Genomic DNA, 15,891 nt, shown 5'->3' on the forward strand with positions numbered 1-15,891 from the left:
ATATTCCTTTTCAACATAGGCTATTCATCAATCAGTGCTACATGATGATATTTTTTGGCGCTAATACTTGCTTCAGTAATTAAACCCTGTACGTCAAGGATCAAGGCAATATCTCCCGTTCCTAAAATAGTGGCACCGCTTAATCCCTTGAGATGTTGAAACATTTTCCCTAAGGGCTTAATCACTGTTTGCTGTTCACCAAATAATTTATCGACAACTATCCCTGCTTTAGTTCGACCAAAACGAACAACAACAAGGCTTTCACGGGTATGGTTTTGATTTAAATTCGGTATATTAAAAAAACTTTTAAGTCGTATAAAAGGCATCAGTTCCCCACGCAAACTGATGTAATTCTTCTGTTGCTCATGCCATTCGCCCCGATTGAGCTCGACACATTCTTCTACCATATTCAGCGGTATCACATAGTTTTCGTTGGCAGCACCAACCATAAAACCATCAATAATGGCAAGAGTTAATGGTAATGTGATCGTCACTTTTGTACCTTTATCCAGCTCGCTATCGAGTTCAACTGAGCCGCGTAACGCTTCAATATTGCGTTTAACAACGTCCATACCAACACCTCTTCCTGACAGATTACTTGCTTTATCTTTAGTACTGAGGCCTGGTTCAAAGGCTAATTTCAAAATTTCAGAATGGCTAAGCATCTGGTTTACATCAATTAACCCCAATGCTTCAGCCTTTCTTCTAATGCGTTCAGGGTCAAGTCCAGCACCATCGTCAGTGACTTCAATAACGATATGTCCAGAATCATGGTAGGCATTTAACATCAGATGTCCCTCAGCGGATTTACCTGCCTTGAGACGAGCCTCTGGAAGTTCAATACCGTGATCTAGGGCATTGCGAACGAGGTGGGTTAAAGGGTCATTAATCTTTTCAACAACGATTTTATCGAGTTCAGACTCTCCCCCTTGAATGGTTAACTCAATTTGTTTACCTAGTTCATTGCTGACATCGCGTACTACTCGCCGGAAACGTGAAAAGGTTTCGCCTATCTGCACCATACGCAGTTGTAAGGCATTTTCTCTAATTTCTTGGACCAGATGTTCTACCGATCCTACTAGGTCATTAGCATCGAGAAATTGGTAACGGTCGACCATCACCTTCATCGCGGCACTTGCCGTCACCAGCTCACCAACCAAATTAATTAACTGGCCAAGACGATTAGAATCAACGCGAATAGTTTGCGCCTGCTCTCGAGCTTGAATTTGTTTTTTAAGGGCTTGCTCAACCACAGGTTTATCGACAAGTAAGTTTGCAATTAGCACTTCGCCCAGTTTTTTAGTCGTGCAGTCTTCACTCTTACCAGACTGTAAATCGAGTGATTTAGAGAGTTCTCTTTCAGTGATGGCGCCTATCGATAGCAGAATTTCACCTAGTCGCTGATTTTCAGACGGATTCAGCTGTTCAATCAGAGCTTGAAATGATTCGGAGATTTTTTGTGAAGGTAGAATCTGTATATCGCAATCATCTTGGGCAAATTCAAATACCGACTCAATTTGTTCTTTTGTACAATCTCCAGCAAAAATAATACGATAGTGTAAAAAGCAACTTTCGAAGTCACATTCTTCGAATGGCGGCAACTTGTGGCTTAAACATATAACTTCAAGCACTTGACCTAATTGATGCAAATAACGAATAAAGCTTAATGGATCTAATCCATTACGTAGTGCATCGGCTTTAAAATCCAGTGATATAAGCCAATGGCCCGTATCAAGATAATGTCCTTCTATCCGTTCTGGGGTAATCGCCTCTGCGGCGAGAGTCTGAGGGTAACAAGGTTCAAGGTTTTCATGTTGCGCTAATTCGGCCAAAATTGACTGACTTTGAATGCAGAGTGTATTCAACTCTGCCTCATCCTCCTCTACCGCAGCATTGACCAACGCCCATGTATGATCTTTACACTTAAGGAGTAGTGCTATAAGCGCACTATCTATTTTCAATTCATTTTTGCGCAGCCTATCAATTGACGTTTCAATGGGATGAGTAAAATCAACGATGGCACGATAATTAAAAATACCCGCTGCACCTTTTATCGTGTGCATTGCTCTAAAAAGTTGATTTATTAATTCTGTACTTTCTGCGTCGACCTCTAATGACAATAATGCATCTTCCATTTCTGTCAGTAGTTCTTCCGCTTCGGTCATAAATAACTTTTGTACGTCATTGGCGGTCATAGGCGAGTCTCCGAGGATATCACTATGGTATCGTCAAATGTGCCAGACAAACCCGAAAGTGCGAGGGCATCTATTACCGCTTTGCTGTGGTGACAAAATTCTACTCGATGTGCCTCATTCAATACTTTAAGCGCCAGAAGCCACTGAAGCCCTGCGGTATCGATCTCCGTCACTTGAGAAAGATCAACACTGATGTCTACACCCGGTTGCAAATGACCGACTAGTGCATCACGAAATTCCATAACACTATAGATAGTTAACTCTTCGGTTAAGTTAACCTTAATAGATTGATCTTTTAGCGCGATATTGATTGGCATACACAAACCCTTTTACGGTAAACAAAGTTTAGCTACCGCATCAAGCATTTGGGGTGGTTGAAAAGGCTTGACTACCCATGCCTTAGCTCCCGCCATGCGCCCTTCTTCCATTTTATCCCGACCCGCCTCGGTGGTGAGCATAATGACTGGAGTGAATTTATAACGCGGATGTTTTTTAACTTCTTTTAAAAAACTAATGCCATCCATATTTGGCATATTAACGTCACTGATAATAAGATTAATTTTATCGCCATTGAGTTTACTCAGTGCATCTTTACCATCACAGGCATCAATGACCTCATAACCTGCGCCCCTAAGCGCAATACTGACGACATGTCGGATAGAGGCAGAGTCATCAACTACGAGTATTCTTTTCATCTCAGTGGCCATCCTTGTTTTATAAACGTGAACTAAAAGAAGTTAATAGAACTTTTCTCTGCATGTTGATAATGGCTATCTTTTCTTGAACTATGGTGAATATGCTGTTCGGTCGCCACATACCTTTGCTTCATCATGGCAAGCAAGGAATCCACATCACCTTCAGGAATAGGTAAACCAGCTTCCCTCGCTTGCTGTTGAACACGAATTAGCTCTGTAAGTTCATCAATACTGGCGACAAGCTGTCTTAACATTTGGTCGCAGCGATCTTGAAATTGAAAATCCACTAATATTTGCTCAATTTCTCTTTTAACTTGCCGACCAAGCTCTAATGCTTGAATACCCTCATCTTTCATTTGCAAAGTACGATTTTCGAGGTGGTCAATTACACGGATGAGAATGGACTCGCCACCTTCTAGCGCTTGGCTTTCCTGTAAAGTAGCTGCATCGGTCAGCTGGTATAGCTCCGCCATACGTTGATTTAATTCAGTTATTTGCTGAGTAATCCGTTCACCTGTCTGCCCTGATTGAGCTGACAAGGTTCTGACTTCATCAGCCACTACAGCAAAGCCGCGCCCCGATTCTCCGGCTCTAGCGGCTTCAATTGCCGCATTTAAGGCTAATAAATTGGTTTGTTGGGCAATTTTTCTAACTTCAGCTGCGAGTCCATCAAGTGCTTTGGTATCGTTAACTAATGCGGTTAACTGTTCTAAATGGTGCAGTTTGGCACTATTCATCTGGTTTAAGTCATTAAATAATGCTTTTAGCAGAGCTTTGTCGTCTTCTATAGCTGGGGAGTGGAGTTGATCTGCGATCCCAGTTGAATTACTAGTGACTTTTTCGATTTCGCTGATAATTGAACTAAATCGCTCCGTCATATTGGCTACGCTTTGGTTCATTTGTTGGTCGACAGAGACGATATGTCCCTGCCAAACGGGTACTAAGCGGGAAATAATCGCCTCAAGTTTGGCGACTTGTTGGTCAACATGATGTCGTTTCTCTTTTTCATAGGCGAGTTGGCGAGATTGATAAAGATGAGTCGATTTGTGAATTTGTGCCCGAAGCACCCAAGCAAATCCCAAGTATGAGAGTAAACATAAGCCTGCAAGCCACCAATGGGAGAGCCAAACGAGCCCGCAGAAGACTATAGATCCAACAATAAAGGTCAAGGTGGTGGTAGAAAAAAGATTGCGCTCCATGCTTGTCATTTTTACTGTCTCTTTTATTTCTATTATGTTGTTACGGAAGAAACTTTTCCCTACAAATAAACGTAGTCGCTTTTTTCGTATTACGCCAAAACTCTGAGTACTTCTTGAACAAGATCACACAAAAGGCTGATTTAATTAAATAAGCCTCTAATTATCTCAATAAATTTAACATTGGGGATGAAATGACGTTCGGATTAAGAACATCGTAAGTAGTTGATGGCTATCGGTCTGCTAAGTTGTATTATTTTTTAAACAGTTTTTAAGCTCAAACAAACCACAGCATCGAGACTATAAAATTTTCTATGAATGCGCCATTTTTCAAAAACACAGTTCAACTCTCTAAAATTCATTGATTTTATAGCCGAATGCTAGATAAAGATCTTAAGGAAAATGAGTCATGGGCTTAAATTTTCCTGCATAAATAACCCTTTCTTGCAAGTAAGCCGTTTATAGGTACCGTAGAATGGTTGTTCCATTATCCTAGCAACCTCTTTTTAAGTCTTAAGGAGAAATGTATGAAATTAACTCAATTGCGTTATCTTGCGGTAGTACCACTGGCCTTTACGTTGCTTTCTTTTAATGCCAGTGCTGTCAGTCCGCCTCATCCAACAGGACTTAATGCCCCAATGATTAATGTTTCTCGTATGAACACCAATAATTATGCTCCAGGGGAAGCCGTTAAAATGTTCCCTGCCCCCAACAAAGGCATGGTTCAACATATTTTGACATTACCTAAGCTTGAGAATGAAGCAGACTACATGGTCGAGATCCAAATAGGCCAAACTCAACTTGTTGATTGCAATAAACATGGACTCAATGGTCAGCTTAAAGAGCTCACCGTTGAAGGTTGGGGTTATAACTACTATCAGGTCGATGAAATATCAGAAGGCCCAAGCACTATGATGGCCTGTTTTGAATTAGCCAAAAAAGAAGCATTTCTGAGGATCCCAAGTGAATTAACACTGCGTTATGACAGTCGTTTACCAAAGGTGTTTTATCTACCCGAGGGTGCAGAACTGCGCTTTAGAACGTGGAAGGCTGATTCAGCGTATCAATATTCAAAGTAATCATGTAATAAAATCAAAAAGAAGGGATATCTATTGCAGATATCCCTTTTCATTTTGAGTCTTAACATTGAGTCGTGCTAATTGACGTTTTCTAACACAACCCAGACAGCTTTACCTAAGGTTGCGAGCATCACAGCGCAAAATATGGCGATGACCGCAGTATAGGAAAGCCAACGAAGATAGCGTTGACCTTTATTCATGGTATTGTGTTATGTCAATTAACCGATCTGTGTGAGTCCGCCCATGTATGGACGCAGCGCCTCAGGGATTGTCACGCTACCATCAGCATTTTGATAGTTTTCCAAAATCGCAACTAAGGTACGACCTACCGCAAGACCAGAGCCATTTAAGGTATGTAATAATGCGGGTTTGTTATCAGCCTTAACACGGTAACGCGCTTGCATACGGCGCGCTTGGAAATCCTTCATATTTGAGCATGAAGAGATCTCACGGTAAGTGTTTTGCCCAGGTAACCACACTTCAATATCGTAGGTCTTGCTTGAGCCAAAGCCCATATCACCGGTACAAAGCACCACTGTACGATATGGTAAGCCTAAGCGTTGTAAAACCGTTTCCGCATGGCCAGTCAACACTTCGAGTGCAGCCATTGAATCTTCTGGCTTAACTAGCTGTACTAATTCCACTTTATCAAACTGATGTTGACGAATTAAGCCACGGGTATCTTTACCGTAAGACCCTGCTTCACTACGGAAACACGCGGTATGTGCGGTTAATTTAATGGGTAACTCATCTTCATCAACGATGGTATCACGCACTAAGTTGGTTAATGGCACTTCTGCGGTTGGAATAAGGCTTAAGCCTTGGCCTTCTTCGGTCGCAGGTTTTGTGTGGAATAAATCCTCACCAAACTTAGGTAATTGGCCTGTACCCAATAAGCTTGCTTCGTTAACCAGTAATGGCACGTAGGCTTCGGTATAACCATGCTCAGTGGTGTGTAGATCTAGCATGAACTGCCCTAATGCACGATTTAAACGGGCAATTTGGCCTTTCATCACGATAAAGCGTGAGCCAGTGATTTTCACTGCGCTCTTAAAATCTAAACCGTTTAGGCCTTCACCTAAATCGATATGATCTTTAACAGGGAAATCGAAGCTGCGTGGCGTGCCCCAACGACGGATTTCGACGTTTTCAGTCTCGTCAGCACCGATAGGCGCAGACTCATCTGGCAGGTTTGGCATCGACATAGCAATCGCGTTCACTTCTTCAAGTACCGCGGCCAGCTCGACTTTCTTCGCATCTAATTGCGCACCTAAATCGCCTACCTGCGCCATGATGGCATCCACATCTTCGCCGCGGGATTTAGCTTGTCCGATGGACTTGGAAATAGCATTACGCGAGGCTTGCAGCTCTTCCGTTGCCACTTGCAGTGACTTACGTTTTTCTTCTAATTGGGTGAGATGAGCGACATCTAAAATAAAACCACGGGTAGCTAATCGCTCAGCGGTCACAGCTAATTCGTTGCGCAAAAATTTAGGATCTAACATGTGATATATTCTTAATAGTTAAATGCGAGAAAAAACCAGTTGTTGACCTAAGTAAACCATAAACAAACATAGACTTAGGTTCAACACCACATTCAAAGCCGCCTTCAACCAATCTCCTTCTTGCATCAGCAATAAAGTTTCGTTTGAGAAGGTTGAAAACGTTGTCAAAGCACCTAACAGGCCAACACCAATGAGTGCTTTGAGTTCTGGGCTGATATGACTCAATTGTCCCAGTGCGTAAATGACGCCCATTAAAAATGAACCAAGGACATTGACCAACAGTGTACCAAAAGGAAAACTGCTGCCAAATACTTGGATCATGAATATTGAAATAAGATAGCGAAAAACCGCACCAATGGAACCACCTAAGGCCACAAGTATGAGATTATTCATACCTTTTTCTCCCACTGGCTTGATCTAATTGCGCTAATTGCGCCAATTTGTCCTTAATCCGCTTCTCAAATCCCCGTTCAGTCGGGAAATAAAATTGCGATGCTTGTAAGGATTCGGGGAAATAATTCTCACCGCTGGCATAGGCATTGGGTTCATCGTGGGCATAACGATACTCGGCGCCAAAACCCATTTCCGCCATGAGTTTTGTGGGTGCATTACGTAAATGATAAGGCACGGCCTCTTGGCCCGTTTCGCGCGCCAGCGCCCTCGCCGCTTTAAAGGCTGTATACACGGCATTACTTTTAGGCGCACTGGCTAAATACACAATCGCTTGGGCAATCGCCCGCTCACCTTCGGCAGGACCTACGCGGTGAAAACAATCCCAGGCATTGAGCGCAATGGTCATGGCAGCAGGATCTGCGTTGCCCACATCTTCTGAGGCTATAGCTAATAAGCGTCTGGCGACATATAGCGGATCGCCGCCGCCTTCTAAAATGCGGCAAAACCAATAGAGCGCGGCATCCGGTGCCGAGCCGCGAATCGATTTGTGTACAGCCGAAATCAAATCGTAAAACTGATCGCCATTTTTATCGAACCCCGCCACTTGATGGCCTGCGACTTGAACCAGCATTTCAGTGGTAAAACTGCCACCATCGGCCACCATATCGCTCATCAACTCAAGCAGGTTCAGCGCCTTACGCGCATCGCCATCACATAACTGTGCCAGCTTATTGAGCACATCCGTTGGCATAATTAACTGACGCTGCCCTAAACCACGCTCGGCATCCGTTAAGGCTTGGGTGATGATATGCACTAACTCGTCTTGGCTTAAGCGCTTGATAAGATAGACGCGTGCCCGCGACAGTAAGGCATTATTGATTTCAAATGAAGGATTTTCCGTGGTCGCCCCAATAAAAATCACAGTGCCATCTTCAATAAAGGGCAAAAAGGCGTCCTGTTGACTCTTATTAAAGCGATGCACTTCATCAACAAATAACAAGGTACGTTGGCCACGGGATTGAGCAATCGCTTGCGCTTGCTCAATGGCGGCGCGAATATCTTTTACACCCGACGTGACCGCCGAAATACGTTCGACATGGGCATTAGAATAATGGGCGATAAGTTCAGCAAGGGTCGTTTTACCTGTGCCCGGCGGTCCCCATAACATCATCGAATGGGCACGGCCCGCTTCTAATGCTTGGCGTAGTGGTTGGCCTTCCCCCAACAGATGGGCTTGACCTATGTACTCAGCTATCGTCCTTGGGCGCATACGCGCGGCCAAAGGACGAAAATCGGGCGCAAAATTAAACGATAAACTACTCACTCGCTAACCTATTGGGATTTAACACGTTGGTCATCAACATCAACGTTATCTGGCAACACAAACTTAAACAGCGCTTTATCAGCAGAACTAATAGTGTGTTGGTTGCTTAAGTCAAACTGGCTCAGATTGCCTTTATCATCGAGTACATTAAATTTATTCAGTGTGCCTTTGTTAAAACACACATTAACCGCAGAAATACCAGCGTCCATCGACTTAGGTTTGATCTCATAACAATCTTGTTTTTTCGTCACCGCATACTGTGACCAAGTAGCATCATCGCGGTGAACTAATAAAGCGATAGGCGATGCATTAATAGCTTCAGCAAAATCCATAATCACAACTTCCTCGGCAAAGGGGTTGTAGATCCATAAGTCTTTACCGTCGGCGACAATTTTAGACTCATCGGGCGCCGTTAAATGCCAATAAAACTGATTAGGGTGAGCAAGTGCAAATACGCCAGCACCGCTTTGGATAACTTTTTTATTCACATCAGTAACGGTTTGCTTAAAATCCGCCTTAAGGGACTCCGTGCCGTTTAAGGTTTCGCGTAATTGCTTAGCATCATCGGCCAACACTGCATTGCTGTATAACAATGGTGATAACAACACAGCACACAACAGTTTTTTCATAGGTATCCTTTGGACTAAAAGTTCAACTCGCCGCATTATGGCAAGTTCAAACTGATATCTAGCTTAACATTAATAGTGTTTTGGGGCCGGAGGTGCTAACACTTCGCGGTTACCGTTATGGCCCTGCGCCGAAACCACACCCTGCATTTCCATTTGTTCGATAATACGTGCTGCACGGTTATAACCAATCTTAAATTTACGCTGCACGCTCGAAATCGAACCTCGGCGAGTTTCGGTCACGAAGGCAACGGCTTCATCATAAAGCGGATCGTATTCTTCATCGGATTCGGCGGTTTCACCCGGCAATAGCACTTGTTCACCCTCACTGACGCCATTGAGGATCTCATCAATGTATTGTGGCTTACCACGGGCGCACCAATCGGCTACCACACGGTGAACTTCATGGTCATCGATAAAGGCACCATGGACACGATTTGGCACTGCGGTTCCGGGCGGTAAGTACAACATGTCACCCATACCGAGTAAGGTTTCGGCACCTTGCTGATCTAAAATGGTACGGGAGTCGATACGGGAAGACACTTGGAACGCCATCCGCGTCGGAATGTTAGCCTTGATTAAGCCGGTGATCACATCCACCGACGGACGCTGGGTCGCGAGGATTAAATGGATACCCGCAGCACGGGCTTTTTGGGCGATACGGGCGATCAGTTCTTCCACTTTCTTACCGACAATCATCATCATGTCGGCAAATTCATCGACAACCACCACAATCGAAGGCAGTTTATCTAAGGCTGGTGCCTCTGGCTCCATGCTGTCAGACGATTTCCACATAGGATCATAAATCACTTCACCATTGGCTTTAGCTTCAGCGATTTTCGCGTTATATCCCTTGATGTTACGAACGCCCATCATAGACATTAGCTTGTAGCGGCGCTCCATCTCACCCACACACCAACGCAGCGCATTGGCCGCTTCTTTCATGTCGGTAACGACTTCACAGAGTAAATGCGGGATCCCCTCATAAACCGAGAGCTCAAGCATTTTCGGGTCAATCATGATAAAGCGAACATCTTCAGGACCAGACTTATACAGCAAGCTGGTGATCATCACGTTCACCCCGACTGATTTACCCGAGCCTGTCGTACCAGCAACCAATAAGTGCGGCATTTTACCTAAGTCAACCACCACAGGCTCACCGGAGATATCTTGGCCAAGCACCATAGTTAAATTCGATTTGCTCTGAGTAAAGGCTTCACAGTCGAGTACATCACGCATATACACTGTTTCGCGAAACTTGTTTGGCAGTTCGAGGCCAACGTAAGATTTCCCTGGGATCACTTCAACGACTCGGACACGCTCTGCCAGCAGTGAACGGGCTAAGTCATTTGCAAGGTTTGAAATCTTAGAGGCTTTAATACCTGGCGCAAGTTCAAGCTCAAAACGAGTGATCACCGGACCTGGATAGACCCCCACAACAGTGGCAACAATATTAAAGTCGGCAAGCTTAGCTTCAACCAAACGTGCCACATGTTCTAACTCTTCGGGACTAATCGGGTTCTTCTTGCGATCAGGCACATCGAGCAAACTGATGCTCGGCAGCGGATCCATTGGCTTAGTCGGCACAGGTTTATTTTCATGACCAGGTAAAACGACAATGCCATCGACAATCTTAGCCTTAGGAGCCTGCTTTTGACGCTGCGCTTGAGTTACTGCACCCGTAGATGCTTTGGTATCAAAATCGATCACATCGTCATCATTGAACGTTAAGATGTCATCATCTTCATCAATGATAGCTTCGCGATGCAATACTGGTTCATCCTCATCGTCGTCGAAAACCTGAGCATTGAAACCGTTATCGGTTTCATCTTCGTCCAAATCAGCATCTTGCGCTTTAGCTACCCAAGGTGGTGCTTCAAAATGACCGTATTCAGCGACCGCGCTGACAGGATCAAGTTGCGGCTCAACGCGTTGCTGGCCTTTAGGTTCAGCTTTTGCTTTATTGTTGTTTAAACTTAAAATTTTAACCAAAGAAGATAACTTACCTTTACCACTGCTGGCTTCAGTGATGAATTCTTCACGGGGCTCTTCTGGTAACGCCCGTGTATGGATCACGCGGCTTTGTGTTATATCTGGTTGACGTATTTTTGCTTTATCAAGCACATGTTGCGAATCACGACGCTCACGGAATTTATCCACAACAGACATAAAACCGCGAGTATCTTCCGTTTCTCGCTCACGCTTTAACGACTGAGGTAAACGTTTGAGTTGTTTGTAGCACCAGATTGAGACAAAGCCGACCTTTTCAACCACAGTCAGCCAACTGATCCCTGTTAATAGCGTAAAACCCGAGCCTAAACAGCACAATAGCAATAAGGTTGTGCCTAACTTATTAAAATATGGCAGCATCGCTTGGCCAATGACATCACCAGCTACACCGCCTGCGGAAAACTCATAGATATTATTGGCGTTCATGCTGGCTAATGCCGAAAAACCAAGAATAAGTAGCAGAAAACCAATGATCCGCAATGCGACCGAAAAGTAGTCGATTTCCAACAAATCATGGGCGCGCTTAAAAAGCAGCCAACCAGTAGAGGCGACAATAATTGGCATGATATAGGCAGTCACGCCAAAAAAATACAGCAGGATATCGGCGATCCAAGCACCAACAGCCCCTGTCCAGTTATTGATATCACCTTGAAAATGAGACTGACTCCAACCCGGATCTGAGGGACTGAAACTGGCTAAAGCGAGCAAAATATAAGTGGCTACAACACAGCAAATGATGAGTCCGCCTTCGAGCAGACGCTGCAAGCCTGAGAGCGTGCGTACACTATTTCCTTGAGACAAACGACTTAATCCATAAAATTGAAACAGGTGGGCTAACGATACCAGAATCCCATTAAATGTGGAGCATCTTAGGCGGTTTTTCTCCTAAGAATTACTGCTATAAGATAAAAAAACGCTCTTGGCTCATAAAAGCTAGGACTTTGACCATTAACTGATTATTCCGCAATCAATTTAGGCTACATTGTTGAAGATAAATGCCAGATAAAAATATGCCCCTAAGCTGGCTAACTTAAGGGCAAAAGCAAGATTATAAGTGTGGTTTTAAAAGGCTTACACTGGAATAAATAAGGGGCCTAGGCCCCTTATTGTAACCGTTTCAGGGTATTAAATATCGCAGAGCAGCTGGTTTATCGCAACACGACTAGTATGTTTAACTTCTTCCATCACCACGTAGGTACGGGTATCAGAAACAGAAGGTAATTTCAGTAAAGTTTCGCCCAATAGGCGGCGGTAAGCCGACATATCAGAAACACGTGTTTTTAATAAGTAGTCAAAGTCACCAGAAACGAGATGACATTCTTGAATATCATCCAACAGTTGCACAGCGCGATTAAACTTATCAAATACTTCGGGAGTATCACGACTTAATGTGATTTCCACGAATACCAGTAGGGATGCACCCAAGAAATGAGGATTCACCAAAGCGGTATAGCCATTGATATATCCTTGCTTTTCGAGTCGTTTCACTCTTTCTAAACACGGAGTAGGACTTAAGCCCACTCTTTTAGATAGTTCCACATTTGAAATGCGTCCATCAATTTGTAATTCATTAAGAATGTTGCGATCGATGCGATCCAAGTCTTTTACAGGACTCTTTTTATTATATGCCATTTATTTAACCTTGCTTTATCACTAAAACAACATTTTATTCTACGTATGTCTAAAGTTCAGCAGCATAAACTGCGTCGCCGATACTATACTAGATATCCCTGAATTAATCACGTTCAGGTCACGATAAAATAACAATTATGCCCATTAAAAGTGGGTTTTTCAGGCAATTGAGGCTCAAAAATGATTATTGGTGTACCAAAGGAAATTAAAAACCACGAGTATCGTGTCGGTATGGTTCCTTCAAGCGTTCGCGAATTGACAATCAAAGGTCATGAAGTGTTTGTAGAAACGAATGCCGGCACGGGAATTGGTTTTACTGATCAGGATTATATTGATGCAGGCGCAAAAATATTAGCAACTGCTGCTGAAGTTTTTGCTAAAGCAGAGATGATTGTAAAGGTAAAAGAGCCTCAGGCAGTTGAACGCGCCATGCTGCGTCATGACCAGATTTTATTCACTTATCTGCATTTAGCACCGGATTTACCACAAACTGAAGATTTAATTAAAAGTGGTGCCGTATGCATCGCTTACGAAACTGTGACCGATGACCGTGGTGGCTTACCGCTGTTAGCCCCGATGTCAGAAGTGGCTGGCCGCATGTCTATCCAAGCGGGTGCGATGGCGCTGGAAAAATCTTCTGGTGGTCGTGGTATGTTATTAGGTGGTGTACCCGGTGTTGAGCCAGCTAAAGTTGTGATCATTGGCGGTGGCATGGTCGGTACTAATGCAGCGCAAATGGCTGTTGGTATGGGCGCTGATGTAGTTGTGCTTGATCGTAGCATCGATGCACTACGTCGCTTAAACATGCAATTTGGTTCTGCTGTTAAAGCGGTTTACTCGACTGCCGATGCGATTGAGCGCCATGTATTAGAAGCTGACTTAGTCATTGGTGGCGTATTAATTCCTGGTGCTGCGGCACCTAAACTGGTGACACGTAGCATGATTTCTCGTATGAAACCAGGCAGTGCTATCGTAGACGTTGCTATCGACCAAGGCGGTTGCGTGGAAACCTCCCATGCAACGACTCACCAAGATCCAACTTATATCGTTGATGATGTTGTGCACTACTGTGTAGCGAACATGCCAGGCGCTGTAGCCCGTACATCAACCTTCGCTCTCAATAACGCAACTCTGCCTTATATCCTTAAGTTAGCTAACTTAGGTTATAAAGCCGCACTGTTACAAGACAAGCACTTACTGAACGGTTTGAACGTAATGCACGGCAAACTGGTTTGTAAAGAAGTGGCTCAAGCATTAAATCTTGAGTACACAGCGCCTGCAAGTTTATTAGCCTAATCATATGAGAGCCTAGGTTCACACGGACCTACTCTGCTTTGTTCGGCCTCACTCTGTTGAGGCCGATTTTTTATGCAGATCACAAATATCTTCACTCACGCGGGTTTTAAGCCAGAGCCTTAGTAAACTCGGGCTGACAATTTGCCTTAGGATTCGATTAGCATAATCTAAAAGAATCACCAAACATCGCTTTACCCCTACAGGTAAATTCCCTACAATCCATGCAATTTGCTAAAAGCACGGAGAGAAAAATGAGCCAAGTCAGACATAGTAACCTATTGATTTTAGGTTCAGGTCCCGCAGGATACACCGCTGCAGTTTATGCTGCGCGCGCAAACTTAAAGCCTGTGATGATCACAGGTATGCAGCAAGGTGGTCAGTTAACGACCACGACTGAAGTTGAAAACTGGCCAGGTGATGCAGAAGACTTAACGGGTCCAGCATTAATGGAACGTATGCAAAAGCATGCGGAAAAATTTGATACTGAAATTCTGTTCGATCATATTAATGAAGTGACGCTAACTGAGCGTCCTTTCCGTTTAAAAGGCGATAACGGCGAATATACCTGTGATGCGCTAATCATCGCCACTGGCGCCTCTGCCCGTTACCTAGGACTTGAGTCTGAAGAAGCGTTCAAAGGACGCGGCGTATCGGCCTGTGCAACCTGTGATGGTTTCTTCTATCGTAATCAAAAAGTTGCAGTGATCGGTGGAGGTAACACAGCCGTTGAAGAAGCACTATACCTAAGCAATATCGCCGCCGAAGTGCACTTAATTCACCGTCGCGACACCTTCCGCTCTGAAAAAATTCTTATCGACCGTTTAATGGATAAAGTCGCCAACGGCAACATTATCCTGCATCTCGACCAAACCATGGAAGAAGTGGTTGGTGATACAATGGGTGTAACAGGTCTAAAAATGAAGAGCACCAAAGACGGTTCTATCACTGATCTAGCCGTTGCCGGTGTGTTCGTGGCCATTGGTCACAGCCCAAACACAGGGATTTTTGAAGGCCAATTAGAGATGAACAACGGCTATTTGAAGGTGCAGAGTGGTCTCCAAGGTAACGCCACGCAAACCAGTATAGAAGGCGTGTTTGCCGCAGGTGATGTGATGGACCAACATTACCGTCAAGCGATTACCTCTGCGGGTACAGGTTGTATGGCAGCATTAGATGCAGAGCGTTACTTAGACGCGAAGAAATAATCTACTGTAAGTCTTATCTAGACTCAAATAATAGCAGGCATAGGTTAACTACCTTAGCCTGCTTTTTTATCTGCATGTTGTGGCTAAAAAACAGCAACAAAAAAAGGGACCAAATGGTCCCCTCTTAAGTGCGACAAACTAATTGCTTAGTTTAACGCTTCTTTTGCTTTTTCAACTAAAGTTGCGAATACAACTTTGTCAAATACAGCGATGTCAGCCAAAATCTTACGATCGATTTCGATAGACGCCTTTTTCAGACCGTTGATGAAACGGCTGTAAGACAGACCATTTTGACGAGCTGCAGCATTAATACGTGCAATCCACAGTTGGCGGAATTGACGTTTTTTCTGACGACGGTCACGGTAAGCATATTGACCAGCTTTAGTTACTGCTTGAACAGCAACGCGGTAAGTACGGCTACGAGCGCCATAATAACCTTTAGCTAATTTTAAAACTTTCTTGTGACGAGCACGTGCGGTTACACCACGCTTAACTCTTGGCATTTTCTAATCTCCTAAATTAAGCGTATGGTAATTGACGCGCGATTGCTGGAACGTCAACTTTGGCAACTAAACACTTGTTACGTAAGTGACGCTTACGCTTAGTGCTCTTTTTGGTCAGAATATGACGTAAATGGGCTTGCTTGCGCTTGAAACCATTAGCGGTTTTCTTAAAACGCTTCGCTACACCTCTGTCGGTTTTCATTTTAGGCATTACTAAAACTCCGCATTGGGA

The 15,891-nt window shown here is 44.1% G+C and carries 15 protein-coding genes; 3 read left to right on the top strand and 12 right to left on the bottom strand.

The genetic code is table 11. The annotated features are described in order from the left end of the window. Positions 1-20: 20 nt before the first annotated feature. From KXJ80_RS13595 to KXJ80_RS22425, 4 genes are read right to left on the bottom strand one after another with little or no spacing between them, the layout of a single operon-like run. Positions 21-2,165, bottom strand: a complete 2,145-nt coding sequence (locus KXJ80_RS13595) for a chemotaxis protein CheA (protein WP_256931142.1) — start codon at positions 2,163-2,165, stop codon at positions 21-23. Between the two features lie 26 nt (positions 2,166-2,191). Next, complete coding sequence (locus KXJ80_RS13600; RefSeq protein ID WP_052183980.1) at positions 2,192-2,512, bottom strand: STAS domain-containing protein; 321 nt, start codon at positions 2,510-2,512, stop codon at positions 2,192-2,194. A 12-nt stretch (positions 2,513-2,524) separates the two neighbouring features. Then, positions 2,525-2,890 carry a response regulator gene (locus KXJ80_RS13605; RefSeq protein ID WP_037429781.1) on the bottom strand — a complete coding sequence of 122 codons (366 nt, stop codon included), beginning with the start codon at positions 2,888-2,890 and terminating at the stop codon, positions 2,525-2,527. A gap of 32 nt (positions 2,891-2,922) precedes the next feature. Next, positions 2,923-4,098: a methyl-accepting chemotaxis protein gene (locus KXJ80_RS22425; protein ID WP_218738654.1), complete on the bottom strand. Its 1,176-nt coding sequence runs from the start codon at positions 4,096-4,098 to the stop codon at positions 2,923-2,925. 515 nt (positions 4,099-4,613) lie between these two features. Between KXJ80_RS22425 and eco the strand changes: the two genes are divergently transcribed. Then, on the top strand, positions 4,614-5,165 hold the full coding sequence (gene eco, locus KXJ80_RS13615) for a serine protease inhibitor ecotin (RefSeq protein ID WP_055647641.1): 552 nt from the start codon (positions 4,614-4,616) through the stop codon (positions 5,163-5,165). Positions 5,166-5,383: 218 nt separating this feature from the next. Here eco and serS read toward each other — a convergent pair whose 3' ends face one another. From serS to lrp, 6 genes are all read right to left on the bottom strand, one after another. Then, positions 5,384-6,670 (bottom strand): serine--tRNA ligase, encoded by a 1,287-nt coding sequence (gene serS, locus KXJ80_RS13620; protein ID WP_037418445.1) that lies wholly within the window; start codon positions 6,668-6,670, stop codon positions 5,384-5,386. An 18-nt stretch (positions 6,671-6,688) separates the two neighbouring features. Continuing rightward, positions 6,689-7,063 (bottom strand): fluoride efflux transporter CrcB, encoded by a 375-nt coding sequence (gene crcB, locus KXJ80_RS13625; protein WP_037418443.1) that lies wholly within the window; start codon positions 7,061-7,063, stop codon positions 6,689-6,691. Beyond that, positions 7,056-8,387 carry a replication-associated recombination protein A gene (locus KXJ80_RS13630; protein ID WP_218738655.1) on the bottom strand — a complete coding sequence of 444 codons (1,332 nt, stop codon included), beginning with the start codon at positions 8,385-8,387 and terminating at the stop codon, positions 7,056-7,058. Before KXJ80_RS13630 ends, crcB begins: the two co-directional genes overlap by 8 nt. Positions 8,388-8,395: 8 nt before the next feature. Further along, on the bottom strand, positions 8,396-9,016 hold the full coding sequence (lolA, locus tag KXJ80_RS13635; protein ID WP_218738656.1) for an outer membrane lipoprotein periplasmic chaperone LolA: 621 nt from the start codon (positions 9,014-9,016) through the stop codon (positions 8,396-8,398). Positions 9,017-9,085: 69 nt separating this feature from the next. Further along, complete coding sequence (locus KXJ80_RS13640; RefSeq protein ID WP_218738657.1) at positions 9,086-11,824, bottom strand: DNA translocase FtsK; 2,739 nt, start codon at positions 11,822-11,824, stop codon at positions 9,086-9,088. A gap of 324 nt (positions 11,825-12,148) precedes the next feature. Continuing rightward, positions 12,149-12,655, bottom strand: coding sequence for a leucine-responsive transcriptional regulator Lrp (lrp, locus tag KXJ80_RS13645; protein WP_037418431.1), 507 nt, complete (start codon positions 12,653-12,655; stop codon positions 12,149-12,151). 180 nt (positions 12,656-12,835) lie between these two features. On the opposite strand from lrp, the gene ald reads away from it, so the two are divergent. Together ald and trxB are read left to right on the top strand one after the other, a co-directional pair. Beyond that, positions 12,836-13,951, top strand: coding sequence for an alanine dehydrogenase (gene ald / locus KXJ80_RS13650; protein ID WP_037418428.1), 1,116 nt, complete (start codon positions 12,836-12,838; stop codon positions 13,949-13,951). 251 nt (positions 13,952-14,202) lie between these two features. After that, on the top strand, positions 14,203-15,156 hold the full coding sequence (gene trxB, locus KXJ80_RS13655) for a thioredoxin-disulfide reductase (RefSeq protein WP_218738658.1): 954 nt from the start codon (positions 14,203-14,205) through the stop codon (positions 15,154-15,156). Between the two features lie 146 nt (positions 15,157-15,302). Here trxB and rplT read toward each other — a convergent pair whose 3' ends face one another. Beyond that, positions 15,303-15,659: a 50S ribosomal protein L20 gene (gene rplT, locus KXJ80_RS13660; protein WP_006081652.1), complete on the bottom strand. Its 357-nt coding sequence runs from the start codon at positions 15,657-15,659 to the stop codon at positions 15,303-15,305. A 16-nt stretch (positions 15,660-15,675) separates the two neighbouring features. Then, positions 15,676-15,870, bottom strand: coding sequence for a 50S ribosomal protein L35 (gene rpmI, locus KXJ80_RS13665; protein ID WP_011072303.1), 195 nt, complete (start codon positions 15,868-15,870; stop codon positions 15,676-15,678). Positions 15,871-15,891 lie beyond the last annotated feature (21 nt).

Source organism: Shewanella xiamenensis, assembly GCF_024971755.1.
Lineage (GTDB): Bacteria > Pseudomonadota > Gammaproteobacteria > Enterobacterales > Shewanellaceae > Shewanella > Shewanella xiamenensis.

Coding starts and splice junctions, on each gene's coding strand:
- KXJ80_RS13595 (WP_256931142.1), bottom strand. CDS start 2,165: ATGACCGAAGCGGAAGAACTACTGACAGAAATGGAAGATGCATTATTG.
- KXJ80_RS13600 (WP_052183980.1), bottom strand. CDS start 2,512: ATGCCAATCAATATCGCGCTAAAAGATCAATCTATTAAGGTTAACTTA.
- KXJ80_RS13605 (WP_037429781.1), bottom strand. CDS start 2,890: ATGAAAAGAATACTCGTAGTTGATGACTCTGCCTCTATCCGACATGTC.
- KXJ80_RS22425 (WP_218738654.1), bottom strand. CDS start 4,098: ATGACAAGCATGGAGCGCAATCTTTTTTCTACCACCACCTTGACCTTT.
- eco (WP_055647641.1), top strand. CDS start 4,614: ATGAAATTAACTCAATTGCGTTATCTTGCGGTAGTACCACTGGCCTTT.
- serS (WP_037418445.1), bottom strand. CDS start 6,670: ATGTTAGATCCTAAATTTTTGCGCAACGAATTAGCTGTGACCGCTGAG.
- crcB (WP_037418443.1), bottom strand. CDS start 7,063: ATGAATAATCTCATACTTGTGGCCTTAGGTGGTTCCATTGGTGCGGTT.
- lolA (WP_218738656.1), bottom strand. CDS start 9,016: ATGAAAAAACTGTTGTGTGCTGTGTTGTTATCACCATTGTTATACAGC.
- lrp (WP_037418431.1), bottom strand. CDS start 12,655: ATGGCATATAATAAAAAGAGTCCTGTAAAAGACTTGGATCGCATCGAT.
- ald (WP_037418428.1), top strand. CDS start 12,836: ATGATTATTGGTGTACCAAAGGAAATTAAAAACCACGAGTATCGTGTC.
- trxB (WP_218738658.1), top strand. CDS start 14,203: ATGAGCCAAGTCAGACATAGTAACCTATTGATTTTAGGTTCAGGTCCC.
- rplT (WP_006081652.1), bottom strand. CDS start 15,659: ATGCCAAGAGTTAAGCGTGGTGTAACCGCACGTGCTCGTCACAAGAAA.
- rpmI (WP_011072303.1), bottom strand. CDS start 15,870: ATGCCTAAAATGAAAACCGACAGAGGTGTAGCGAAGCGTTTTAAGAAA.